The sequence below is a fragment of the Streptomyces sp. NPDC006711 genome (assembly GCF_042869775.1).
Lineage (GTDB): Bacteria > Actinomycetota > Actinomycetes > Streptomycetales > Streptomycetaceae > Streptomyces.
On record NZ_JBIAGO010000008.1, the window covers coordinates 104,409 to 127,827 of the forward strand.

General features: G+C 72.6%; 20 protein-coding genes. 9 read left to right on the forward strand and 11 right to left on the reverse strand.

Going from position 1 to position 23,419, the window contains the following annotated elements; all coding sequences use genetic code 11:
• From ACFYM2_RS18420 to ACFYM2_RS18455, 8 genes are read right to left on the reverse strand one after another with little or no spacing between them, the layout of a single operon-like run.
• On the reverse strand, window positions 1-2,040 hold the full coding sequence (locus tag ACFYM2_RS18420; protein ID WP_359000940.1) for an NADH-quinone oxidoreductase subunit L: 2,040 nt from the start codon (window positions 2,038-2,040) through the stop codon (window positions 1-3).
• A complete protein-coding gene (nuoK, locus tag ACFYM2_RS18425) occupies window positions 2,037-2,405 on the reverse strand; it encodes an NADH-quinone oxidoreductase subunit NuoK (protein WP_359000943.1) in 369 nt (122 codons plus the stop codon). The genes ACFYM2_RS18420 and nuoK overlap by 4 nt, the downstream gene beginning before the upstream one ends.
• Window positions 2,405-3,043 carry an NADH-quinone oxidoreductase subunit J gene (locus ACFYM2_RS18430; protein ID WP_359000946.1) on the reverse strand — a complete coding sequence of 213 codons (639 nt, stop codon included), beginning with the start codon at window positions 3,041-3,043 and terminating at the stop codon, window positions 2,405-2,407. Before ACFYM2_RS18430 ends, nuoK begins: the two co-directional genes overlap by 1 nt.
• The gene (locus tag ACFYM2_RS18435) at window positions 3,040-3,840 is read right to left on the reverse strand and encodes a NuoI/complex I 23 kDa subunit family protein (RefSeq protein ID WP_388837254.1); all 801 of its coding nucleotides are present in this window, start codon (window positions 3,838-3,840) and stop codon (window positions 3,040-3,042) included. Before ACFYM2_RS18435 ends, ACFYM2_RS18430 begins: the two co-directional genes overlap by 4 nt.
• Window positions 3,840-4,808 carry a complex I subunit 1 family protein gene (locus ACFYM2_RS18440; protein WP_350232100.1) on the reverse strand — a complete coding sequence of 323 codons (969 nt, stop codon included), beginning with the start codon at window positions 4,806-4,808 and terminating at the stop codon, window positions 3,840-3,842. The genes ACFYM2_RS18435 and ACFYM2_RS18440 overlap by 1 nt, the downstream gene beginning before the upstream one ends.
• Complete coding sequence (locus tag ACFYM2_RS18445) at window positions 4,801-6,114, reverse strand: NADH-quinone oxidoreductase subunit C (RefSeq protein WP_388837257.1); 1,314 nt, start codon at window positions 6,112-6,114, stop codon at window positions 4,801-4,803. Before ACFYM2_RS18445 ends, ACFYM2_RS18440 begins: the two co-directional genes overlap by 8 nt.
• Window positions 6,111-6,716: an NADH-quinone oxidoreductase subunit B family protein gene (locus ACFYM2_RS18450; RefSeq protein WP_359000955.1), complete on the reverse strand. Its 606-nt coding sequence runs from the start codon at window positions 6,714-6,716 to the stop codon at window positions 6,111-6,113. Before ACFYM2_RS18450 ends, ACFYM2_RS18445 begins: the two co-directional genes overlap by 4 nt.
• Window positions 6,707-7,114: an NADH-quinone oxidoreductase subunit A gene (locus ACFYM2_RS18455; RefSeq protein ID WP_359000958.1), complete on the reverse strand. Its 408-nt coding sequence runs from the start codon at window positions 7,112-7,114 to the stop codon at window positions 6,707-6,709. The genes ACFYM2_RS18450 and ACFYM2_RS18455 overlap by 10 nt, the downstream gene beginning before the upstream one ends.
• 209 nt (window positions 7,115-7,323) lie before the next feature.
• Here ACFYM2_RS18455 and ACFYM2_RS18460 point away from each other — a divergent pair, with 209 nt between their 5' ends.
• The 9 genes from ACFYM2_RS18460 (at window position 7,324) to ACFYM2_RS18500 (ending at window position 20,422) form a co-directional block, all read left to right on the forward strand.
• Window positions 7,324-8,547 (forward strand): sensor histidine kinase, encoded by a 1,224-nt coding sequence (locus tag ACFYM2_RS18460; protein ID WP_388458671.1) that lies wholly within the window; start codon window positions 7,324-7,326, stop codon window positions 8,545-8,547.
• Window positions 8,548-8,700: 153 nt separating this feature from the next.
• Window positions 8,701-10,026, forward strand: a complete 1,326-nt coding sequence (locus tag ACFYM2_RS18465) for a sensor domain-containing protein (RefSeq protein WP_359001010.1) — start codon at window positions 8,701-8,703, stop codon at window positions 10,024-10,026.
• Between the two features lie 239 nt (window positions 10,027-10,265).
• Window positions 10,266-10,925 carry a response regulator transcription factor gene (locus ACFYM2_RS18470; protein WP_350234714.1) on the forward strand — a complete coding sequence of 220 codons (660 nt, stop codon included), beginning with the start codon at window positions 10,266-10,268 and terminating at the stop codon, window positions 10,923-10,925.
• Between the two features lie 238 nt (window positions 10,926-11,163).
• Window positions 11,164-13,101: a 2-oxoacid:acceptor oxidoreductase subunit alpha gene (locus ACFYM2_RS18475; RefSeq protein ID WP_359000964.1), complete on the forward strand. Its 1,938-nt coding sequence runs from the start codon at window positions 11,164-11,166 to the stop codon at window positions 13,099-13,101.
• The gene (locus ACFYM2_RS18480) at window positions 13,094-14,158 is read left to right on the forward strand and encodes a 2-oxoacid:ferredoxin oxidoreductase subunit beta (protein WP_388458667.1); all 1,065 of its coding nucleotides are present in this window, start codon (window positions 13,094-13,096) and stop codon (window positions 14,156-14,158) included. The genes ACFYM2_RS18475 and ACFYM2_RS18480 overlap by 8 nt, the downstream gene beginning before the upstream one ends.
• Before the next feature lie 76 nt (window positions 14,159-14,234).
• Window positions 14,235-16,184, forward strand: a complete 1,950-nt coding sequence (locus tag ACFYM2_RS18485) for an APC family permease (RefSeq protein WP_359000969.1) — start codon at window positions 14,235-14,237, stop codon at window positions 16,182-16,184.
• Between the two features lie 210 nt (window positions 16,185-16,394).
• A complete protein-coding gene (gene rarD, locus ACFYM2_RS18490; protein ID WP_388837451.1) occupies window positions 16,395-17,297 on the forward strand; it encodes an EamA family transporter RarD in 903 nt (300 codons plus the stop codon).
• 668 nt (window positions 17,298-17,965) lie between these two features.
• Window positions 17,966-19,606, forward strand: a complete 1,641-nt coding sequence (gene abc-f, locus ACFYM2_RS18495) for a ribosomal protection-like ABC-F family protein (protein WP_388837260.1) — start codon at window positions 17,966-17,968, stop codon at window positions 19,604-19,606.
• Between the two features lie 240 nt (window positions 19,607-19,846).
• The gene (locus ACFYM2_RS18500; RefSeq protein WP_388837263.1) at window positions 19,847-20,422 is read left to right on the forward strand and encodes a flavodoxin family protein; all 576 of its coding nucleotides are present in this window, start codon (window positions 19,847-19,849) and stop codon (window positions 20,420-20,422) included.
• Here ACFYM2_RS18500 and ACFYM2_RS18505 read toward each other — a convergent pair.
• From ACFYM2_RS18505 to ACFYM2_RS18515, 3 genes are all read right to left on the reverse strand, one after another.
• Window positions 20,388-20,993, reverse strand: a complete 606-nt coding sequence (locus tag ACFYM2_RS18505) for a TetR/AcrR family transcriptional regulator (RefSeq protein WP_359000981.1) — start codon at window positions 20,991-20,993, stop codon at window positions 20,388-20,390. The two genes, ACFYM2_RS18500 and ACFYM2_RS18505, sit on opposite strands and share 35 nt — an antisense overlap.
• A gap of 136 nt (window positions 20,994-21,129) precedes the next feature.
• Entirely contained in the window at window positions 21,130-22,056 is a 927-nt protein-coding gene (locus tag ACFYM2_RS18510; protein WP_388837266.1) for an ABC transporter permease, read from the reverse strand.
• Window positions 22,043-22,972 (reverse strand): ABC transporter ATP-binding protein, encoded by a 930-nt coding sequence (locus ACFYM2_RS18515; protein ID WP_388837454.1) that lies wholly within the window; start codon window positions 22,970-22,972, stop codon window positions 22,043-22,045. Before ACFYM2_RS18515 ends, ACFYM2_RS18510 begins: the two co-directional genes overlap by 14 nt.
• Window positions 22,973-23,419: the final 447 nt, after the last annotated feature.

Here is a 23,419-nt window from a genome sequence, read left to right on the forward strand (position 1 = left end):
TCAGGACCCCGAGGTGACGTTGGCAAGGACGACCACGGCGGCCGCCAGGACGAGGGAGCCGGCCAGCAGCGCGCCGAGGTAGCGCTGCACATTGCCGTTCTGCGCGCGGCGCACGGCCCAGCCGAGCCCGCGTGGCCCGGCGCTCGCGGCGCGTACGTAGGTCTCGACGACTTCCCGGTCAAGGAAGCGGACCAGGCCGGCCGCCGCGAGGACCGGGCGGACGAACAGGGCGGAGTACACGGCGTCCAGGTGGAAGCCGTTGGCCGCGTGGCGGTGCAGTGGGCCGAGCAGGAGCCGGCCGGGGTCGGCGGGGTCGGGGGCGGAGGCGATGGACCCGTAGACCTCGGTGTGGCTGGCGATGGCCTCCTCCTCGACCAGGCCGGCGCCGCCCTCGGGGTGGGCGGCGACGGCGCCCATCGGGGTAAGGGCGGCCCGCGCCGAGGTGTGGCGCCAGGCGGCGTAGGTGACCAGAGCGCCGATGAGCGCGACACCCGTGGACAGCACGGCGGTGGTGAGGGCCGGCGTGAGGGGCCGCCCGTCGAACCAGCCGGCGAGACGTCCCGTGGTGAGTCCGAACGCGAGGGAGGGGACGGCGAGCACCCAGAGCACGGCGTTCATGACGACCGGCTGCCGCCGCGGGGTCTCCCCTGCTCGAACGGAGTGGAGAGCGTGGGGAAGGTCCGGGGCCTCGGCTTCCCTGCCCCGGAAGGCGAGCAGCCACAGGCGCGTCGCGTAGGCGGCGGTGAGCAGGGCGGTGACCAGGCCGGCGATCAGCACGGTCCACCCGGCGCCGGACGGGGCGAGGTGGCTCTCGCCGAGCGCGGTGTGCTCGGCGGCGGACAGCACGGCCTCCTTGGAGAAGAAGCCGGCGAAGGGCGGGATCGCGGCGAGCGCGAGCAGCGCGACGGTCATCGTCCAGTACGCGTCGGGGATCCTCTTGGCCAGGCCCCCCATGCGGGACATGGCGGTCAGGGAGTTGGTGCCGGAGGCGTGGATGATCACGCCGGCGGCGAGGAAGAGCAGCGCCTTGAAGGCGCCGTGCGACAGGAGGTGGAAGACGGCCGCGCCGCGGTCGCCGACGGCCAGGGCACCCGACATGTAGCCGAGCTGACCGATGGTCGAGTAGGCGAGGACCCGTTTGATGTCGTCCTGGGCGAGCGCGGCGAGCGCCGAGCCGACCATGGTGATCGCGGCCATCACGGCGAGCACGGTCATCGCGGCCGCCGACGCGGCGAAGACGGGCAGCAGCCGGGCCACGAAGTAGATGCCGGCGGCCACCATGGTCGCCGCGTGGATCAGCGCGGAGACCGGGGTGGGGCCGGCCATCGCGTCGGGCAGCCAGGTGTGCAGCGGGAACTGGGCGGACTTGCCGGCCACCCCGGCGAGCAGCAGCAGCGCGATGAGGGTGGGGTGGCCGATCCCGCCGGTCAGGGCGGCCTGCACGACGCCGGTGATCCGGAACGTACCGGCGTCGGTGGCCAGCGCGAACAGGGCGATCAGGAAGGGGACGTCGCCGAGCTTGGTGACCAGGAAGGCCTTCAGGGAGGCGGCGCGCGCCTCGGGGGTCTCCCAGTAGTGGCCGACCAGGAAGTACGAGCAGATGCCCATGATCTCCCAGCCGACCAGGAGCACCATGAGGTCGCCGGAGTAGACGACGAGGAGCATCGCGGAGGTGAACAGGGAGACGAGCGCGGCGTAGGAGGTGTAGCGCGGGTCGTCGCGCAGATAGCCCGTCGAGTAGAGCTGGACGCAGGTGGCGACGAGCCCGACGAGGACGGCGACGAGGACCGCGAACCCGTCCAGGTGGAGGGCGAGTTCGATCGGTACGGAGCCGGTCGGGGTGAGCCGGGTGACGGCGTCGATCGCCTTGCCGCCGCCCTGGTCGACGGCGACGGCGATCGCGAGTCCGAACGCGGCGAGCGTCGGGAGCACCGCGAGCGGACGGACGAAGCCGGGAACGCGGCGGCCGAGCAGCAGGGCGGCCGCGGCGCCCAGGAACGGCAGGACGGGGACCAAGACGGCGAGGGTCGTGGTGGTCACGCGGCGGCCTCAGCCTTCTGCGCCGGGGCGGCGGGGTCTTCGGGGTCCGCCGGGCCGGGGCCTTCGGCGGCGTCGCGGAGCTTGTCGATGTCGGCGGTGCCTCTGTTGCGGTACACCGCGAGCACGATCGCCAGACCGATGCCGATCTCGGCGGCGGCGATGGCGATGGTGAACAGGGTGAGCGCCTGGCCAGCGTGCAGGCTGTCACGCAGCCAGACGTCGAAGGCGACGAGGTTGAGGTTGACGGCGTTGAGCATCAGCTCGACGGACATCAGGACCAGGATCGCGTTGCGCCGCGCGAGCACACCGTAGAGGCCGACGCAGAACAGGAGGACGGCGAGCACGGCGGGATAGGCGAGGTGCATCAGCGCGTCTCCGTCTCACGGGGGGCGGCGGGACCGGGGGCCGCGCCGAAAGCGTCGTCGGCGGGTGAGCCCGTGGCGTCCCCTGGACCACTCTTGCGGGAGAGCACGATCGCGCCCACCAGGGCCGCGAGGAGCAGGACGGACAGCGCCTCGAAGGGCAGCACCCAGTGCCGGAACAGGATCTCTCCGGTCACCTTGGTGGAGCCCTGGGCCGCTCCGTCCAGGTCGATCCAGCTCGTGCGGAAGGCGTCCACGACGACCCAGACCAGGGCGCCGGCGGCGGCCACGGCCACGGTGAGCGCGGCCCAGCGGTTGCCGGAGTCGGCGTCCGGGGAGCGGCCGATGGGGGCCCGCGTGAGCATCAGCCCGAACAGGAGGAGCACCACGATCGAACCGACGTAGATGAGGACCTGCACCCAGGCGATGAACTCGGCGGTGAGCAGGAGGTATTCGACGGCGAGGCCGCCGAGCGCCACGACCAGCCACAGCGCCGCGTGCACGAGCTGCTGGGTCGTGACGGTCAGGACGGCCGCGGCGAGGGTGGCGACGCCGACGAGGACGAACGCGATCTCCACGCCGGTCGGCGACAGGAAGCCGTGCGGCGCGGTGAGGGCCGCCTGGGCGAGAACGGCGCTCATGCCTGTCCTCCCTCGGGGGCGGAGTCGGGGCCGGCGTCGGGGCCGGGGGTGGCATCCGGGGCGGAGCGGGTCTCGGCCTGGGCGCCATCGGCGGCCTGGGCGGCATCGGCGGCCTGGGCGGCATCGGCGGCCTGGGCTGCTTCCGCAGCCTGCGCGGCATCGGCGGCCTGGGCGCCATCCGCGCCGTGCGCGGCATCCGCGCCGTGCGCCGCATCCGCGCCGTGCGCGGCATCCGCGGCCTGGGCTGCTTCCGCAGCCTGGGCGGCTTCCGCGGCCTGCGCGGCGGCCAGCTTGTCGGCGGCCTTGCGGGCGGCGGCGACCTCCTTGGGCTCCTCGGCGCCGGGGTCGAGCGCGGGCGGGGCCGGGACCGTCCACATCCAGTCACGCAGCTTGTCGCGCTCATGGGTGAGTTCGTGGATGTCCGTCTCGGCGTACTCGAACTCCGGCGACCAGAAGAGCGCGTCGAAGGGACACACCTCGATGCAGATGCCGCAGTACATGCAGAGCGAGAAGTCGATCGCGAACCGGTCGAGGACGTTGCGGCTGCGTTCGCGGCCGCCTTCGACCGCCGCCGGGACCGTCTCCTTGTGGGAGTCGATGTAGATGCACCAGTCGGGGCACTCGCGGGCGCACAGCATGCACACCGTGCAGTTCTCCTCGAACAGGCCGATCACGCCCCGGCTGCGGGGCGGGAGTTCGGGCTGGACGTCGGGGTACTGCGCGGTGACGGTCTTCTTCGTCATCGTGCGCAGCGTGACAGCGAGGCCCTTGGCGAGGCCGGAACCGGGGACAGCCATTAGCTGATCGCCACCTTCACGATGCCGGTGAGCGCGATCTGGGCGAGCGCGAGCGGAATGAGCGTGGTCCAGGCGAGCTTTTGCAGCTGGTCCTCGCGCAGGCGGGGATAGCTGACCCGGAGCCAGATGACGACGAAGGCGAGTACGGCCGTCTTGAGCAGCGTCCACACCCAGCCCAGGCCGTCGGCGCCGCCAGGGCCGTGCCAGCCGCCCAGGAACAGGACGGTGGTCAGGCCGCACAGGACGACGATGCCCGCGTACTCGGCGAGCAGGAACAGCGCGAAGCGCAGGCCGGTGTACTCGGTGTACGCGCCGAAGATGATCTCGGAGTCGGCGACGGGCATGTCGAAGGGCGGGCGCTGGAGTTCGGCGAGCCCCGCGACGAAGAAGACGAGCGCGCCGACGATCTGCCAGGGCAGCCACCACCAGTGGAAGGCGTTGAGGATGCCGGGCAGCGAGACCGTGCCGGCCGCCATCGCCACGGAGGCGGCGGCCAGCAGCATCGGCAGCTCGTACGCGAGGAGCTGGGCGGCGGTGCGCAACCCGCCCAGCAGGGAGAACTTGTTGGCCGATGCCCAGCCCGCCATGAGCGAGCCGAGTACGCCCACGCCCATCACGGCGAGCACGAAGAAGATGCCCGCGTCGACGGCCTGGCCGACCGCGCCCTGGCTCGGGCCGATGGGGACGGCGACGAGGACGAGGAGGTAGGGCAGCAGCGCGACGGCGGGCGCGAGCTGGAAGATCCGCCGGTCGGCCGCAGCCGGAACGATGTCCTCCTTCTGCGCGAACTTCACGCCGTCGGCGACGAGTTGGGCCCAGCCGTGGAAGCCGCCCGCGTACATCGGGCCGAGCCGGCCCTGCATGTGCGCCATCGCCTTGTGCTCGGCCTGCCCGACGACCAGCGGGAGGACGAGGAAGACGACGAAGACGACGACGATCCGGAGGGCGACGTCGAGTGCGTCATTCACGCGGGTCGCCTCCGGCGGGGTCGGTTGGTTCGGCGGGGTCGGATCGTTTGGTGGGGTCGGATCGTTTGGTGGGGTCGGATCGTTTGGTGGGGTCGGGTTCGGCGGGGCCGGACGGTTCGGGCGCGGACTCCGGTGCGGCCTCGGGCGCGGCCTCGGGCGCGGATCGGGGGCGGGGTTCGCCCGCCGGGCCCGGGTCCGTCTCGTCGAAGGCCGGTTTCGGGTTGTGCCAGGGGGCGTCCGAACCGCGCGTCCTGGCCGGCGGGGCGGGCTCGGCCTCGGCGTTCGCGTCGGCTTCCCGGGGCGCCGCGTCGGGAGCCGCCTGCGAGGCGGACCCCTCGCTCGCGCTCCTGTTGCGGCGCGGGCGTACGGCCGGGGCGGCGTCGGAGCCCGAGGGCGCCACCGGGGTCGCGGAAACACCCGGGCCGGCCTGGGCATCCAGGGCCGCCGGGGTCGCGGAAACACCCGGACCGGCCTGGGCATCCGGGGCCGACGGAGTCGCAGCCGTACCCGGAGACACCGGCGCACCCGGAGTCACCGGCGCACCCGGGGTCACAGCAGTACCCGGGGTCACAGCAGTACCCCGCGCCGTCTCCGTGCCCGGCGCCTGGGACGCCGAGCCCTCCGACACGCTGCGCGCGCGCCGCACCGGACGCTCTCCCGCCGCGCGGGCCGGACGCTCCCCCGCCGCACGAGCCGCGCGGGCCGGGCGGGCCGGGGCCGGGGGGAGCTGGCCCTTCAAAGGGCCCCACTCGTTGGGGTCGGGGACGCCGGGCGGAAGCATCTGGCGGCGCTTGGGGCCCTGCGCCCCCGCCGCCGGCTCCCCCGGCTCCTTCGCGCCCGGCCACGCCTTCGCGACCCGGGCCGCGAGCACGAAGTCCTTGCGCAGCGGGTGGCCCTCGAAGTTCTCCGGCAGGAGCAGCGGCACCAGGTGCGGGTGGCCGGTGAAGTCCACACCGAACATCTCGTGGGTCTCGCGCTCGTGCCAGGCCGCGCCCGCGTACACATCGACGGCGGACGGCAGTACGGCGGCGGCGTGCGGAACGGTCGTGCGCAGGAGCAGCCGGCGGACCGCGCCGTCGGCCAGGGCGACGACATGCGCGCAGACCTGGAAGCCCGCGCCGGGCTCGTCGACCGCGCTCAGCCAGTCGAAGTAGGTGCAGCCCAGCCGGTCGCGGGCGGTTTCGAGGGCGGCGATCCAGAAGTCGGCGGGCACGTCCACGGTGAGCAGGTCGTACGCCCGCGCCGCCGTGGCCCCGGCCCCGAAGATCTCGGCGACGCCGTCGGGCAGGGTGTCGTACGCGTTCACGCCCGCCCCTCCCCGGGCACGGGCGGCGCGGCGACGAGCCCGCTGGTCAGCTGGGCCGGGGTGGCCGCGTCGGCGTACCGCTCGCCGAGCGATTCGCGGGCGATCTTCTCCTGGAGCTTGAGGATGCCCTGGAGCAGCGCCTCGGGCCGGGGCGGGCAGCCGGGCACGTAGACGTCGACCGGGATGATCTGGTCCACGCCCTTGGTCACCGCGTACGAATCCCAGTACGGGCCACCGCAGTTGGAGCAGGCGCCGAAGGAGATGACGTACTTGGGCTCGGGCATCTGCTCGTAGAGACGCTTGACCGCGGGCGCCATCTTGTCCGTGACCGTGCCGGAGACGATCATGAGGTCGGCCTGGCGCGGCCCCGGCGCGAAGGGGATCACGCCGAGCCGGATGAAGTCGTGGCGGGCCATCGAGGCGGCGATGAACTCGATGGCACAGCAGGCGAGGCCGAAGTTGAAGACCCACAGGCTGTAGCGGCGGCCCCAGTTGAGGACCACCTTCATCGGCTCGGGGGCCAGGCGCGAGAGCACGCCAAGGCGCTTCGGCTCGGGCAGCGGAACGGGCTGCGAGGCGGGCCCGGGAGTCGTCACGTCCATTCCAGGACGCCCTTCTTCCATGCGTAGAGCAGTCCCAGGGCCAGAAAGCCCAGGAAGATGAACATCTCGACCAGGGTGGCCGCGCCGAAGCCGGGCGCCGCGAAGACGGTCGCCCAGGGGAAGAGGAAGATCGAGTCGACGGCGAAGATCACGTACAGGAACGCGTAGACGTAGTAGCGGACCTGGGTGTGGGCCCAGCCCTCGCCCACCGGGTCCACTCCGCACTCGTACGTGAGCATTTTCTCGCGCGTCGGCACGACGGGCCGCAGCAGCCGCCCGGCCGCGAAGGCCACGGCGACGAACAGCACGCCGACCACGGCCAGCAGGCCGACGACCGAGTAGCTGTGGAAGTAGTCGGCAGCCAACGCCGGCGTCTGGCGCACGGTCGGTTCCGGCACGTCGCGCCCCTCGTTCCCTGGCCTCGATGGTCTCGATGATCTCGTAGCGCCCTGTTCGACGCTGTGTACGCACGGGAGTCTAGGCCCTGCTAAGGGGGCCCTTGGCAGGCACGTCCGGCGCCGGGCCCCGCCGGGGTGGGGTTTTCCCCCGTACAAGAGGGTGCGGCACCCCATGGCATCGGGGATCGGCGCCCGGCAGTCTTGGCACCATGACCAGCACCCCCCGCGACCAGCAACGGTACGCAGCACCCTCCGCAGGCGTCGCCGCCGGCGCCCAGAGCGCGACTCCGCCGGCGGTGCGGTTCGCCTACGACCGGCACACCTGGAAGGAGATCGTTCATCTCCTCGCCAACTTGCCGCTCGGAGTGTTCGGCTTCGCGTATGTCGTCGTGGTGGTCGTGCTGGGGCTCGGTCTCTCCGTCACCGTGATCGGCCTGCCGCTGCTCGCGGCCGGGCTGCTCGGGGCGCGCCAGCTGGGCAAGGCGGAGCGGGCCAGGGCGCGGGCCCTGCTGGGGGTGCGGGTCGAGGAGTCCACGCCCATCCCGGCGAGTCCACGGCGGCACGGCGGTCTCTTGCCCTGGCTGTGGACGAGCCTGCGCGACCCGGTGGCCTGGCGCAATGTGCTGTACGAGTTCGTGCGGCTGCCCTGGGGGATCCTGACCTTCACGGTGACGGTGGTCTCCCTCTTCCTCGCGTGGCCGGTGCTCGGCTTCGTGGTGCGGGGCCTGTCCAACGTCGACCGGATGATGGTGCGCTCCCTGCTCTCGCCGTCCGACAGCCTGGAGCGCAGGATCGCCGAGCTGGAGTCCGACCGGGGCGTGGTCGTGGACACGGCGGCGGCCGATCTGCGCCGCATCGAGCGCGATCTGCACGACGGCGCTCAGGCCCGTCTGGTGGCGCTCGCCATGGGGCTCGGTCTGGCGAAGGAGAAGCTGCTGGAGGATCCGGACGCGGCGGCCGTGATGGTGGACGAGGCGCACGGCGAGGTGAAGCTGGCGCTGCGGGAGCTGCGCGATCTGGCGCGCGGCATCCACCCGGCGGTGCTCACCGACCGGGGTCTGGACGCGGCGCTGTCCTCGGTCGCCTCCCGCTGCACGGTCCCGGTCACGGTCGCCGTCGACCTGCCGGCGCGCCCCGCCGCCGCGATCGAGGGCATCGCCTATTTCACGGTCTCCGAACTGCTCCAGAACATCAGCAAGCACAGCCGGGCGCGCACCGCGTCGGTCGAGGTGTGGCGCAGCGCGGAGCGGCTGCTCATCCAGGTCGAGGACGACGGGGTGGGCGGCGCCCGGATCGACGGCGGCACCGGCATGGCCGGGCTCGCCGAACGCCTCGACGCGGTGGACGGGCTGCTGGTCCTTGAGTCCCCCGAGGGCGGCCCGACCGTCGTGACGGCCGAACTGCCCTGGCGCGACCGGGGCCCGAAGGACTGACCCGGCGGCGGCCGGGGGTAGGGAAAACCCCCGCCCGAAGAGGGTGACCGGCCGCATGGTCCCGGGCCGCGCCCGGCGCGAAGCTGGTGTTCATGAGGGCGGCGCCACCACGGCGGCCGCGTCACGAGGAATGGACGGACAGGACCGATGACCATGGAGAGCGAGTACGGGTACGGCGGGGCGCGCTCCCGCGAGCCGCGGCAACACCTCCTTCCGCCGGTGCTGCGCGCGCCGTTCGAGGGGCGCACGTTCCGGGAATTCGGCTACCTGCTGCTCAGCCTGCCCATCAGCATCGTGCTGTTCTGCTGGGCGGTCGTGATGGTGTCGATGAGCGCGGGCCTGCTCATCACCTTCCTCGGCATCCCGTTGATGGCCGTGAGCCTGATGGGCTGCCGCGCCTTCGGGGCGATGGAGCGGGTCAGGGCGCGGACGCTGCTGCGGGTGGAGATCGCCGACCCGGGGCCGGTGCGTTCGCGCGGCGGGTTCATGGGCTGGGTCGGCGGAGTGCTCAAGAGCGGGGTCTCCTGGCGCCACCTGCTCTACTCGGTGCTGCACTTCCCCTGGGCGATCTTCGCCTTCGTCACCTCCCTGACCACGTGGACGGTCGGCTGGACGCTCCTGTCGTACCCGCTGTGGCAGTGGGTCTTCCCCACCTACACCAGCCACGACGGCATCCAGGTCTACGGCGGCGACAAGCACAACGTGTATCTGGACACGCCCGCCACGGTCGCCCTGACCGCGCTGGTCGGGCTGCTGATCACGCTCGTCGTGCCGTGGCTGGTCCGCGCGCTCGCCACGATGGACAAGATCCTCGTCGTCGGGCTGCTCGGCCCCTCGCGCCTGGAGGAGCGGGTGAGTGAGCTGGAGTCGGACCGGGGGGTCGTCGTGGACACCACGGCGGCCGACCTGCGGCGCATCGAGCGGGACCTGCACGACGGCGCGCAGGCCCGGCTTGTGGCGCTCGCCATGGACCTGGGCCTGGCCAAGGAGAAGCTGGCCGAGGACCCCGAGGCCGCGGCCGCGATGGTCGGCGAGGCGCACGGCGAGGTCAAGGTCGCCCTTCAGGAACTGCGTGACCTGGCGCGCGGCATCCACCCGGCGGTGCTCACCGACCGGGGTCTCGACGCGGCCCTGTCCTCGGTCGCCTCCCGGTGCACGGTCCCGGTCATGGTCGAGGTGGACCTGCCGGCCCGGCCGGTCCCGGCGATCGAGGGCATCGCGTACTACACGGTCTCCGAACTGCTCCAGAACGTCAGCAAGCACAGCGGGGCCGGCCGCGCCTCCGTCGACGTGTGGCGCGCGGGGGAACGGCTGATGCTCCAGGTCGGTGACAACGGACGCGGCGGGGCGGACGCGTCGGCCGGCTCTGGCCTCGCGGGTCTGGCGGAGCGGCTGGACGCCGTGGACGGGATTCTGGTCGTCGACTCGCCGCCCGGCGGCCCGACCACGATCACGGCGGAGCTGCCGTGGCGCGCCTGACGCGCCCCTGACCTCGCCCGTCTTCGCGCCCCCGCGCGATACGGCGCGCCCGGCCCACTCCCCCGGCCCCCGCACAGGGCCGGGGGATTTTGCCTGGCGCAGGCGGATTCTTGCCCCGATGCTGGGATGCTGGGTGGGCACAACGCCATGGCTCACGCCGAGTCATGGGCCGGGCGCCCGGGCGGGCCCGGCCACGGAGCCAAGGAAGCACGGGGGGCAGCGGGATCGTGGAGGACAGGGTGCGGGTGGTCATCGCCGAGGATTCGGTGCTGCTTCGGGAGGGCCTGACCCGGCTGCTGACCGACCGGGGGCATGACGTCGTCGCGGGTGTGGGCGACGGGGACGCGCTGGTCAAGACGGTGGGGGAGCTGGCGGAGCAGGGCATGGCCCCGGATGTGGTGGTGGCGGACGTGCGGATGCCGCCCACCCACACCGACGAGGGCGTGCGCGCGGCGGTGCTGCTGCGGGCGCGGTACCCCGCGATCGGGGTGCTGGTGCTCAGCCAGTACGTGGAGGAGCAGTACGCCACCGAACTGCTCGCCGGGTCGAGCCGGGGCGTGGGCTATCTCCTCAAGGACCGGGTCGCCGACGTGCGGGAGTTCGTCGAGGCCGTGGTGCGGGTCGCCAAGGGCGGCACCGCGCTCGACCCCGAGGTCGTCGCCCAGCTCCTGGGGCGCAGCCGCAAGCAGGACGTGCTCGCCCATCTGACGCCGCGTGAACGGGAGGTCCTTGGCCTGATGGCCGAGGGCCGGACCAACTCCGCGATCGCCAAGCAGCTGGTGGTGAGCGACGGCGCCGTCGAGAAGCACGTGAGCAACATCTTCCTGAAGCTCGGGCTCTCGCCCAGCGTCGGGGACCACCGCCGGGTCCTGGCGGTCCTGACGTACATCAACTCATGACCGTCCGCCGCCCCGTCGGGGACCGTGCGGGCCCCGGCCGTCCGGGGTGAAGGGCCCGTCGGGCGGCGCCGCCCGGCGGGGAGCGGATCAATGGCAGTTCAGGGCAGTGAGGCGTCTCAAAAGAGCGTCCAACATGTGAGCGGCCCAGGGAAGGCCACCCTTACCGACGTAGGGTGGGCCTTGGCGCTACCGGTCGGCCGGAGGCGCCCGAGCAGCCGCCCGAGGGAGGTCCAGTTCAGTGACCAGCCAGGTCAGTAGCCCAGCCGAGCAGGCCGACGGAGCCGAAGAGGCCCTGGTCAAAGCGCAGCGCAGGCCCGCAGGCGCGAAGGAGATCCGGCGTCTCGACCGCGTGATCATCCGTTTCGCGGGTGACTCGGGTGACGGCATGCAGCTCACCGGTGACCGCTTCACTTCGGAGACCGCGTCATTCGGCAACGACTTGTCGACGCTGCCCAACTTCCCGGCCGAGATCCGGGCGCCCGCCGGCACGCTGCCGGGTGTCTCCAGCTACCAGTTGCACTTCGCCGATCACGACATCCTCACCCCGGGCGACGCGCCGAACGTGCTGGTGGCGATGAACCCGGCGGCGCTGAAGGCGAACCTGGCGGACGTGCCGCGCGGCGCCGAGATCATCGTGAACACGGACGAGTTCGCCAAGCGCGCGATGGCCAAGGTCGGCTACGACACCTCCCCGCTTGAGGACGGCTCCCTGTCGGCGTACAACGTGCACCCGGTGCCGCTGACCACGCTGACCGTGGAGGCGCTGAAGGAGTTCGGGCTCTCCCGCAAGGAGGCCGAGCGCTCCAAGAACATGTTCGCCCTCGGGCTGCTGTCGTGGATGTACCACCGGCCCACCGAGGGCACGGAGACGTTCCTGCGGGCCAAGTTCGCCAAGAACCCGGCCATCGCCGAGGCGAACGTGGCGGCGTTCCGCGCGGGGTGGAACTTCGGCGAGACCACAGAGGACTTCGCGGTCTCCTACGAGGTCGCGCCGGCCACGGCGGCCTTCCCGGCCGGCACCTACCGCAACATCTCCGGCAACCTGGCCCTGTCCTACGGTCTGATCGCCGCCGGACAGCAGGCGGATTTGCCGCTCTACCTGGGCTCCTATCCGATCACCCCGGCCTCCGACATCCTGCACGAGCTGTCGCGTCACAAGAACTTCGGGGTGCGGACCTTCCAGGCGGAGGACGAGATCGCGGGGGTCGGGGCCGCCCTCGGCGCGGCGTTCGGCGGCTCGCTCGCCGTCACCACCACCTCGGGACCGGGCGTCGCCCTGAAGTCCGAGGCGATCGGTCTGGCCGTCTCGCTCGAACTGCCCCTGCTGATCGTGGACATCCAGCGCGGCGGGCCCTCCACGGGTCTGCCGACCAAGACCGAGCAGGCCGACCTGTTGCAGGCGATGTACGGCCGCAACGGCGAGGCGCCGGTGCCGGTCGTGGCGCCGAAAACGCCGGCCGACTGCTTCGACGCGGCGCTGGAGGCGGCGCGCATCGCGCTGACCTACCGCACCCCGGTCTTCCTGCTCTCGGACGGCTACCTGGCCAACGGCTCCGAGCCGTGGCGGATCCCCGAGCTGAGTGAACTCCCGGACCTGCGCGTGCGGTTCGCCAGCGCGCCCAACCACACCCTGGCCGACGGCACCGAGGTGTTCTGGCCCTACAAGCGCGACCCCCAGACCCTCGCCCGGCCGTGGGCGGTCCCGGGCACGCCGGGGCTCGAACACCGCATCGGCGGCATCGAGAAGCAGGACGGCACGGGCAACATCTCCTACGACCCGGCCAACCACGACTTCATGGTCCGCACCCGCCAGGCCAAGATCGACGGCATCGAGGTCCCCGACCTGGGCGTGGACGACCCGGGCGGCGCCCGCACCCTGGTGCTCGGCTGGGGCTCCACCTACGGCCCCATCACCGCCGCCGTGCGCAGGCTGCGCGCCCAGGGCGAGCTCATCGCCCAGGCCCATCTGCGCCACCTCAACCCCTTCCCGAAGAACCTCGGCGAGATCCTGGCCCGCTACGACAAGGTCGTCGTGCCGGAGATGAACCTCGGCCAGCTCGCCACCCTCATCCGCGCCAAGTACCTGGTGGACGCCCACTCCTACAACCAGGTCAACGGCATGCCGTTCAAGGCGGAGCAGCTTGCCACCGCCCTCAAGGAGGCCATCGATGCCTGACGCTCACACCAACGAGCTCCTGCACCTGGTCCCCAGGGCCGAGGGCAAGCAGTCCATGAAGGACTTCAAGTCCGATCAGGAGGTGCGCTGGTGCCCGGGCTGCGGTGACTACGCGGTCCTGGCCGCCGTCCAGGGCTTCATGCCCGAACTCGGCCTGGCCAAGGAGAACATCGTCTTCGTCTCCGGCATCGGCTGCTCCTCGCGCTTCCCGTACTACATGAACACGTACGGCATGCACTCCATCCACGGCCGCGCACCGGCGATCGCGACCGGACTCGCCTCATCGCGGCGGGACTTGAGCGTGTGGGTGGTCACGGGGGACGGCGACGCGCTGTCGATCGGCGGCAACCACCTCATCCACGCCCTGCGCCGCAACGTGAACCTGAAGATCCTGCTGTTCAACAACCGGATCTACGGTCTCACCAAGGGCCAGTACTCCCCGACCTCCGAAGTCGGCAAGATCACCAAGTCGACGCCGATGGGATCGCTCGACGCGCCCTTCAACCCGGTGTCCCTGGCGATCGGCGCCGAGGCGTCCTTCGTCGCGCGCACCGTCGACTCCGACCGCAAGCACCTCACCGAGGTGCTGCGCCAGGCCGCCGAACACCCGGGCACCGCGCTGGTGGAGATCTACCAGAACTGCAACATCTTCAACGACGGTGCCTTCGACGTCCTCAAGGACAAGGACCAGGCGCAGGAAGCGGTGATCCGCCTCGAACACGGACAGCCGATCCGCTTCGGCGCCGACGCCGCCAAGGGCGTGGTCCGCGACGCGGCGACCGGCGACCTCGTGGTCGTCCCCGTCACCCCGGACAACGAGGCGGACATCCTGGTCCACGACGCGCACAGCGCCTCGCCGACCACCGCGTTCGCGCTGTCCCGGCTCGCCGACCCGGACACCCTGCACCACACCCCCATCGGCGTCTTCCGCTCCGTGGAGCGTCCGGTCTACGACACCCTGATGGCCGACCAGCTCGACACCGCCATCGAGCAGAACGGCAAGGGCGACCTGGGCGCGCTGCTCGCGGGCAAGGACACCTGGACCGTCGTCGGCTGATCCAGTGGCATGAGCGCCGGGTGCCCGGCCGGGGAGTCTGCGCACAACCCCGGCCCGGCACCCGTACTCATGGGACATGGACCGTCTCGCCTACCGCGTCAAGCGGCACCTGCTCGGCAGGCCCCTCACCACGGAGCGCGTCAGCCAGGAGAGGCTGAGCAATCGCACGGCGCTCGGCGTGCTGGCCTCGGACTGCGTCAGCTCCTCCGCGTACGGCTCCGAGGAAATGCTCCGGGTGCTGGTCCCGGTGACGGGCGCCGCCGCGTTCTCACTGCTCATGCCGGTGACGGGGGCGATCCTGCTCGTCCTGCTCCTGCTGACCCTCTGCTACAGCGACGTCGTCATGATCTACACCCGGGCCGGCGGCTCCTACGTCGTGGCCCGCGAGAACTTCGGCCCGACCATCGCGCAGGTCGCCGCGGTCGCCCTGCTCGTCGACTACATCGTGACCGTCGCCGTCCAGGTCTCGGCCGGCACCAACGCGATCGTCTCCCTCGCGCACCTGGTCGGCGGTGGCCCCACCGCCCTGGACCACCTTCAACTCCCCTTGTCCGCAGGGGTGATCCTGGTCCTCGCGTACGGGAACTTGCGCGGCCTGCGCGAGGCGGGGCGGCTGTTCGCGCTGCCCGCCTACCTCTTCATGGCGGCCGTCGCCCTGATGCTCGCCGTCTCGGCCGTACGCGGTCTCACCGACGGGCTGCCCCACGCCGACCCGCACGCGGCGGGCGTGGTCCCCTTCGGCGCCCCGGGCCACGGCTGGCTGTACGGGGCATCGCTCTTCATCGTGCTGCGCGCCTTCGCCAACGGCGGCTCCTCGCTGACCGGCCTTGAGGCGATCTCCAACGGCGTCTCGGTGTTCCGCGACCCCCAGGGCCGCAACGCGCGGCGCACCCTCATCACGATGAGCTGCGTCCTGGGCGTCCTGGTCCTCGGCGTCTCCACGCTCGCCCACTTCACCCACGCGGTCCCCTACCAGGACGGCACGCCGACCGTGATCGCCCAGGAGGCCCACTTCGCCTTCGGAGGCGGGGTGCTGGGGACGGCGGGCCTGGTCTTCGTCCAGCTGGCCACGGCCCTCGTGCTCTACACGGGCGCCAACACCCCGTTCACCGGCTTTCCCTTCCTCGCCAGTTTCGTCGCCGAGGACCGGTTCCTGCCGCGGCAGTTGACCCGCAGGGGCCACCGGCTCGCCTTCTCCAACGGGATCATCGCGCTCACCGTCGTCTCCCTCGCCCTGCTCCTGGTGACCGGCGCGAGCGTGGACAAGCTGGTGGCGCTGTACGCGATCGGGGTGTTCACGGCGTTCACGATGGCCGGGGCGGGGCTCACCGCGTACCACTGGCGGCGGCGCGAGCGGTACCGGCGCCTCAAGCTCGGCGTCAACGCGCTCGCGGCGGTGGTGTCCGCCGCCGTCGTCCTGATCTTCGCCGTCACCAAGTTCACCGAGGGCGCCTGGCTGGTGGTGGTGATCTTCCCCCTCGGGGTGTGGGCGCTGACCCGGATCAACCGCGAGTACCGGCGCGAGGCGGCCGCGCTCACCGCCCTTGCCGCGCCCGGCGCCGACCGGCCACGAGCGGGCCGGCACGTGGTGTTCGTCCTGGTCGAGACGTTGGACCTGGCCACCCTCAAGGCGCTGCGGTACGCGCACGAGGTGCGGCCCGACGAGATCAGGGCCGTCCACTTCGCGATCGACGAGCCACGGGCGCGCGAACTGGCGGCGGCCTGGGAGGCGACGGCGGCGACCTCGGTCCCCCTGAACCTCCTGGCCTGCCCCGACCGCCGGCTGCGGCACGCCATGGTGGAACTGGCCGCCCGCACCACCGAGGACGGCGCGACGTCGCTGACGGTCCTGGTCCCCCGGCGCCTCTACACCAACGCGCTGGGCAAGGTGCTGCACCGGGGTACGGCGGAGGAGATGGCGAAGGCCCTGGAGCACCTTCCCTCCGTCGCGGTGACGATCCTGCCCTTCGACGTGTCCCGCGCGGCGCGCCTTCTGGAGGCCGGCCAGGCCCCTCAGCCGGACTGACCTCCGCGCGGGCGGTGGGGCGGGGTGAGGCGGCGCGGGGTGAGGTGGGTCCGGTCGGGGCGTCAGGACCGTATCGCGGTACGGGCATGACACCGTGGCCGAATCGGCGTTACCTTCAGCTGGTCGAGCGCGCGCACGGGAGGACCAGTGGCCGAGGAATCGTCGGGACAGCTCAAGGCCGGACTGCTGTACGGGATCGGCGCGTACGGGATGTGGGGGCTCGTGCCCCTGTTCTGGCCGCTGCTCAAACCGGCCGACGCCCTGGAGATCCTGGCCCACCGCATGGTGTGGTCCCTGGCGCTGGTCGCCGTCGCGCTGCTGGCGCTGCGGCGCTGGGCGTGGATCGGGGAGCTCGTGCGGACGCCGCGCCGGCTGGCGCTCATAGCCGTCGCCGCCGTCGTGATCACCGTCAACTGGGGCGTCTACATCTGGTCGGTCAACTCCGGCCACGTGGTGGAGGCGTCACTGGGTTACTTCATCAACCCGCTCGTCACCATCGCGATGGGCGTGCTGATCCTCAAGGAACGGCTGCGACGGGCCCAGTGGGCGGCGGTCGCGACGGGGCTCGCGGCTGTGATCGTCCTGGCGGTGGGCTATGGGCGTCCGCCGTGGATCTCGTTGACGCTGGCGTTCTCGTTCGCGACGTACGGCCTGGTGAAGAAGCAGGTGAACCTCGGCGGGTTCGAGTCCCTGGCCGCCGAGACCGCGGTGCAGTTCCTGCCGGCGCTCGGATATCTGCTGTGGCTGGGCGGCCAGGGCCGGTCCACCTTCACGAGCGGGGGCCCGGGCCACGCGGCGCTGCTCGCCGCGACGGGCGTGGTGACGGCCATTCCGCTGGTCTGCTTCGGCGGCGCGGCGATCCGGGTGCCGCTGTCGACGCTCGGGCTGCTGCAATATCTGGCGCCGGTCTTCCAGTTCGCGCTGGGCGTCGTGTACTTCCACGAGGAGATGCCACCGGAACGCTGGGCGGGCTTCGCCCTGGTGTGGCTGGCCCTGACCACCCTGACGTGGGACGCCCTCCACACCGCGCACCGCGCCCGCCAGTCCCTGAGGAGGGCCCATGCGCGGGCGTCGGCACCCCACGCCGCGTCCGGGGTGAACGCGCCTTCGTGAGCCGCGGGGGCGGGGCGCTCGCGCGCGGTTGGGGGGCGTTGGGTGTTTGGGTGGTTCGGGTGAGCGGGTGCTGCGCGACGGCGTTCGCGCAGTTCCCCGCGCCCCTGAGGCGGCCCCGACGGGCGGGTCGATGACGGCTCCCTCCCTGCGGACCGTGCGTGGTTGCTCGCGCAGTTCCCCGCGCCCCCGAAACGGCCCCGACGGGCGGGTCGATGCGGCCCCCTCCCCGCAGACCGTGCGTGGTTGCTCGCGCAGTTCCCCGCGCCCCTGAGGGGTCGCGGGGGTGCAGGGGGCGCAGCCCCCGCAGGGGGTCTGGGGCGCAGCCCCAGGAGGCCAGCCCTCTCCACCCCCTGCACGGGCGGGCGGGTGGGCAAACTCCCGGGGGGTGCGGGGGGCGCAGCCCCCGCCGGGGTCTGGGGCGGAGCCCCAGGGGCCAGCCTTCCCCACCCCTCGCACGGGTGGGCGGGTGGGCGAACCCCCCGGCGGCGGCCCGGGTCGCGGAAAAACCCCGCGCGCCCCCAACCCCACCCCCGCTAACCTCCCCCCATGCACACGTACTCGTACTACTTCTTCCGCTGACCCCCACGCGGCAGCGCCCCCACGCGGCAGCGCCCCGCACCCCGCCCCGCCAGGAAGAAGCCCGTACCGAGTACCCCAGGGGATCCCCCATGCGCCCACGCGCCCGCGCCCACCACCCTTCCCAGCTGACCCTGAACGACGTCCGCAAGGCCTACGGCGACCGCGTCGTACTCGATCAGGTCTCGTTCAGCCTCCGCCCCGGCGAGAGGGCCGCCGTCATCGGCGAGAACGGATCCGGCAAGTCGACCCTGCTGCGGCTGCTCGCCGGCGCGGAGCGGCCCGACGCCGGAGAGGTCACCGCCGTCTTCCCGGGCGGCACCGGCCACCTGGAACAGACCCTCGCCCTGGCCCCCGACCACACCGTCCAGGACGCCGTGGACCTCGCGCTCGCGGACCTGCGTACCCTCGAAGCCGGCATCCGCGCCGCCGAGACCCGCCTCGCGCACGCGAGCGAGGCCGAACTCGCGGCGTACGGCGACCTGTTGACGGCGTACGAGGAACGCGACGGCTACCGCGCCGACGCCCGCGCCGAGGCCGCGACGTACGCCCTGGGCCTCGCGCACCTCACCCGCGACCGCACCCTCGGCTCGCTCTCCGGCGGCGAGCAGTCCCGCCTCGCACTGGCCTGCGTCCTGGCCGCCCGACCCGAGCTGCTGCTGCTCGACGAGCCGACCAACCACCTCGACCGCCAGGCGGTGGACTGGCTGGCCGCCCAACTCACCTCTCACCACGGCACATTGGTGGTCGTCACCCACGACCGCGCCTTCCTCGAACGCGTCTCCACCACCATCCTGGAGGTCGACCGGGACCTGCGCACGGTCGTCCGGTACGGAGACGGCTGGGCCGGATACCGTACGGCGCGGGCCGCCGCGCGCCGCCGGCGCGAACTGGCCCACCAGGAGTGGACCGAGGAACACGCCCGCGCCCGCGACCTCGTGGACGCGGCGGGCAGGCGGCTCGCCGGCACCGCCAAGGACCCGGGCCAGGGCTTCGGCAAGCACCGCCGCTCATCGGAGGCGAAGCTGTCCGGGCAGGTCAGGGCAGCCAGGACCCGTCTGGGCCAGCTGGAGCGCCACCCGGTCGCCGCCCCGCCGCCACCCCTGCGCTTCCAGGCCCGCCTCACCACGGCGGCGGCCGCCGCCGCGCCCGACGGCCCACTCGTCGAACTGACCGGCGTGACCGTGGGCGCCCGTCTCGACGTGCCGAGCCTGAGGGTCGATCCTGGCCGCCGCCTGCTGGTCTCGGGCCCCAACGGCGCGGGCAAGACCACCCTGCTCCGCGTCCTCGCGGGCGACCTCACTCCGGACACGGGACAGGTCCGCCGGACGAGCCGTCACATTGGTTACCTGGCACAGGAGTTGGGTCACAGCCGCGCCCGCGTACCGCTGCTCGGAGCGTACGCGGCCGGACGCCCCGGCCTCCCCGAGGAGCACGCCGACGAACTCCTGGCCCTCGGTCTGTTCCGCGAGGAAGACCTGGCGGTGCCGCTCGCGGCGCTCTCGGCGGGCCAGCGGCGCCGGCTCGAACTGGCCCGCCTGGTCACGCGCCCCGCCGACCTGCTCGTACTGGACGAGCCGACCAACCACGTCTCGCTCGCCCTGGTCGAGGAGGTGGAACAGGCGCTGGCCGGCTACCCGGGCGCGATCGTCGTGGTCTCGCACGACGAACGGTTCAGGTCCTCCTTCCACGGCGACCACCTGGAACTCCGCGCGGGCACACCAGCGAGCTGACCGACCGGGGGCGGGACCCGGGGGCCCCGGTCCCGCCCCCCAACTCCTCGTCGCACAGCCGCTCCCTGGACCACCGGCGCCCAACTCCCCGCCCCAGAGCCGGGCTCCGGCTCCCCGCCCCCCAACTCCCCATCAAAACGCCCCCCTTCGCCCCTCCCCCCAATCACATGCGCATGCATATACTGCACACGCATGCTTTCCTCGGGCCGTCCACGGCCCGGGCCACAGACGGAGGGGACCATGGCCCGCGACTTCCTTTTTCTGCTCGGCAGCACCCGCGCCGGCGGCAACACCGAAACGCTGGCCCGCCGCGCGGCCGAGCAGCTGCCCGCCGGTGACACCGCCCGCTGGCTGCGCCTCACCGACCTCGAACTCCCGCCGTTCAGCGACCCTCGCCACGGCGAGGAGCGGGTACGTCCCGCTCCGGCGGGCGACGCGGAGGCGCTCCTGGACGCGACGCTGGCCGCCACCGACCTGGTCATCGCCTCACCGCTGTACTGGTACAGCGTCTCCACCCCGGTCAAGCACTACCTGGACCACTGGGTGAACTGGCTCCACGCCCCCGAACTCGGCTTCAAGCGCCGCATGGCGGGCCGCACCCTGTGGGGCGTCACCGCGCTCGCCGGGAGCGACCACGCGGCGGCCGACCCCCTGGTGGGCACCCTGCGCCTCTCGGCCGCGTACCTGGACATGAACTGGGGCGGCGTACTGCTCGGCACCGGCAACAACCCCGGCGACATCGTGGGCGACCTGGACGCGATCACCCGCGCCAAGACCTTCTTCAGCTCGATTCCGACGCCCGCAACGCGCGCATGACATGCGCCACCAGCGTGTCCACCCGCTCCTGCGAGGGAAGCGGCCGCCCCAGCGCGTACCGGTAGTAGAGCGGGCCGTACAGCATCTCGACGGCCAGCGGAAGGTCCGCGTCCTTCGGCAGCTGGCCCTGCTCCTGGGCTTGGCGCATGCGCTCGTGGACGAGGGTGACGCGCGGAATGACGAGCTCGTCGTTGACCGCCCGGGCCAGCCGCTCGTCATGCAGCACCTCGGAGAGGATCCCGGTGTAAGCGGCGCCCGCCACCCGCGAGTTCAGCAGATTCACCACGCTCCCGATGTGGGCGCGCAGATCGGCCTCGATGTCGCCGGTGTCGGGGAAGGGCGTATCGCTCACCACGAGCTCGGTGACCGCGTCGAGCAGGACCGCGCCCTTCGTGGGCCACCACCGGTAGATCGTCTTCTTGCTCACGCCCGCACGGGCCGCGATGGCCTCGATGGTGACCTTGTCGTATCCGTGTTCCGTGCACAGGCCCAGCGCGGCCGACAGGGTCGCGCGCCGCGACTTCTCGCTGCGGCGCCTGGCACTCGGGGCGGACTCGGACGGGGTGATCATGCCCTCACTCTACGAGCAGGCCCGGAACCGGATTGACAGCACGACGTCCGACTCCAAACAATGGCGCAGGAAACGGAACGTGTCGTGTCGAGCCGCACGGGGGTGGGCTCGGCACGACCGTCCCGCTCGGCTTGGCTCACGCCGTGATGTCCTTCGTCGTGAAGCGCGCCCAGGCCGCCGAGCCGAACACCGCGACGTACAGGGCCTGGAGTTCGAAGTTGCGCTCCAACTGGTCCCAGTAGACCGGCTCGCGCAGGACGTCCGCGAAGGACAGCCAGTAGTGCGGGAAGAGATAGGGCCCGATGGCGTGCAGTTGCGGGATCTGGCCCAGGATCTGGACCGTGATCAGCAGCCCCACGGTCGAGGCCATTGCCGCGATCCCGCTGTTGGTCAGCGTCGAGACGAACAGGCCGAGCGCCGCCATCCCGGACAGCGACAGCGCGGCGATCCCCGCGATCGCCACGGCCCGCAGCAGCCCGTCCCCGAACGAGATCCGCGTGCCGGAGATCGTGGTGACCTCGCCGAGCGGGAACAGCAGCGCGCCGACCGCGAGCGCCGAGGCCGCCACCACCAGCGTGGCGATCAGGCAGAACGCGAGCACCGAGGCGTACTTGGCGAGCAGCAGCCGGGTACGGCCCGCCGGGGCGACCAGCAGATAGCGCAGGGTGCCGGCGTGGGCCTCGCCCGCCACCGCGTCCCCCGCCACCACGCCGACCGCCATTGGCAGGAAGACCGGCAGGGTGGCGGCGATCGCCGCGAAGACCAGGAAGAGGCCGTTGTTGGTGATCTGCGAGAGGAAGGCGGGACCGCCGCCCTCGCCACCGCCTCCCCCGCCTCTGCCGCCCCTCGTGTCGATCTTCACCGCGATGCCGATCAGGACCGGTACGGCGGCGAGCACGGCGAGCAGCGCGAGCGTGCGCCAGCGGCGCACCACGGTGACCAGCTCGGAGCGGAAGAGCCCGAGCGACCACAGGACGCCCGGCGCACGCAGCGGCGGCTCCTGCGCCGGCCCTTCCGTGGCCTCAGTGGCCGCAGCGCCCTTGGCGGCCTCAGCCCGCGACATCGAAGCCCTCCCCGGTCAGCGCGACAAAGGCGTCCTCAAGTGAGGCCCGCTCGGCCGCGAACCCCCGCACCCGCACCCCAGCCCGCACGAGCGCGGCATTGAGGTCGGCCAACTCGACTTCTTCCGGCGGCAGTTCACCCGTGACGCGGTCGCCGCCCGCCACCGTCACACCGGCGATCCCGTGTTCCTTCAGGAGGCGGGCCGCCGCGCCGGTGTCCGGGGTGGTCACCGCGAGGCGGCCGCGCGCGCTCCCCGCCAGCTCGGCCACCGCGCCCTGGACCACCAGCCTGCCCTGGTTCATCACGGCGGCGTGCGAGCAGACCTGCTCGATCTCGTCCAGCAGGTGTGAGGAGAGGAAGACGGTCGTCCCCTCGTCCGCAAGCTCCCGGACGAGGGCGCGGATCTCGCGCATGCCCTGCGGGTCGAGGCCGTTGGTCGGCTCGTCCAGGACGAGCAGGTCACGGCGCTGGAGCAGCGCGGACGCGAGGCCGAGGCGCTGCTTCATGCCCAGCGAGTACGCCCGCGCCTTCTTGCCCGCCGCGCTCGTGAGGCCCACCCGTTCGAGGGCGGTGGCCACCCGGGCGGTGCGGGTGCGCGGGTCGGCGGTGGGGTCGGCGGCGTCGTACCGCAGCAGGTTGTCGCGGCCGGACAGGAACCCGTACAGGGCCGGTCCTTCGATCAGGGCGCCCACCCGGGGCAGCACGGCGCGGGCGGCCTTCGGCATGGGCCCTCCGAGGACCCGCGCGCTGCCGGAGGTCGGCTCGATCAGGCCCATCAGCATGCGGATGGTGGTGGTCTTGCCCGAGCCGTTGGGGCCGAGGAAGCCGAAGACGCTGCCGCGCGGCACGGTGAGGTCGAGCCCGTTCACGGCCAGCTGGCCGCCCCGGAAACGTTTGGTCAGGCCGTGCGTCTCGATGGCCGGTTCGCCGTTGCCCCGTTGACCGACGGCCCGATGACCGGCGGCCCGTTGACCGGCGGCCCGTTGACCGTTGGTCGGTTCACGGTTGGCCCGGTCGCCGACGGCCCGTTCGCCGCCGGCCCGTTGACCAGCGGCCCGATGACCGGCGGCCCGATGACCGTTGGCCGGTTCACGGTTGGCCGGTTCACGGTTGGCCCGGTCGCCGCCGGCCCGTTCACCGACGGCCCGTTCGCCGTTGACCCGTTCGCCGTTGACCCGTTCGCCGCCGGCCGGTTCAGTGCTTCCCACCCCGCGCCTTTCCGCCGCTCACGCGAGGCGCGGCCGGGGGGGGGGGGGGCGGGGGGGGCGGCCCCCCCCCCCCCCCCCCCCCCCCCCCACGCCCCCGCTGGTGGGGGGGCCCCCCCCCCGGCCGGGGGACCCCCCCCCCCCCACCCCCCCGGGTGG

Coding starts and splice junctions, on each gene's coding strand:
- nuoK (WP_359000943.1), bottom strand. CDS start 2,405: ATGCACCTCGCCTATCCCGCCGTGCTCGCCGTCCTCCTGTTCTGCGTC.
- ACFYM2_RS18430 (WP_359000946.1), bottom strand. CDS start 3,043: ATGAGCGCCGTTCTCGCCCAGGCGGCCCTCACCGCGCCGCACGGCTTC.
- ACFYM2_RS18435 (WP_388837254.1), bottom strand. CDS start 3,840: ATGGCTGTCCCCGGTTCCGGCCTCGCCAAGGGCCTCGCTGTCACGCTG.
- ACFYM2_RS18450 (WP_359000955.1), bottom strand. CDS start 6,716: ATGGACGTGACGACTCCCGGGCCCGCCTCGCAGCCCGTTCCGCTGCCC.
- ACFYM2_RS18460 (WP_388458671.1), top strand. CDS start 7,324: ATGACCAGCACCCCCCGCGACCAGCAACGGTACGCAGCACCCTCCGCA.
- ACFYM2_RS18465 (WP_359001010.1), top strand. CDS start 8,701: ATGGAGAGCGAGTACGGGTACGGCGGGGCGCGCTCCCGCGAGCCGCGG.
- ACFYM2_RS18480 (WP_388458667.1), top strand. CDS start 13,094: ATGCCTGACGCTCACACCAACGAGCTCCTGCACCTGGTCCCCAGGGCC.
- ACFYM2_RS18485 (WP_359000969.1), top strand. CDS start 14,235: ATGGACCGTCTCGCCTACCGCGTCAAGCGGCACCTGCTCGGCAGGCCC.
- rarD (WP_388837451.1), top strand. CDS start 16,395: ATGTGGGGGCTCGTGCCCCTGTTCTGGCCGCTGCTCAAACCGGCCGAC.
- abc-f (WP_388837260.1), top strand. CDS start 17,966: ATGCGCCCACGCGCCCGCGCCCACCACCCTTCCCAGCTGACCCTGAAC.
- ACFYM2_RS18500 (WP_388837263.1), top strand. CDS start 19,847: ATGGCCCGCGACTTCCTTTTTCTGCTCGGCAGCACCCGCGCCGGCGGC.
- ACFYM2_RS18505 (WP_359000981.1), bottom strand. CDS start 20,993: ATGATCACCCCGTCCGAGTCCGCCCCGAGTGCCAGGCGCCGCAGCGAG.
- ACFYM2_RS18510 (WP_388837266.1), bottom strand. CDS start 22,056: ATGTCGCGGGCTGAGGCCGCCAAGGGCGCTGCGGCCACTGAGGCCACG.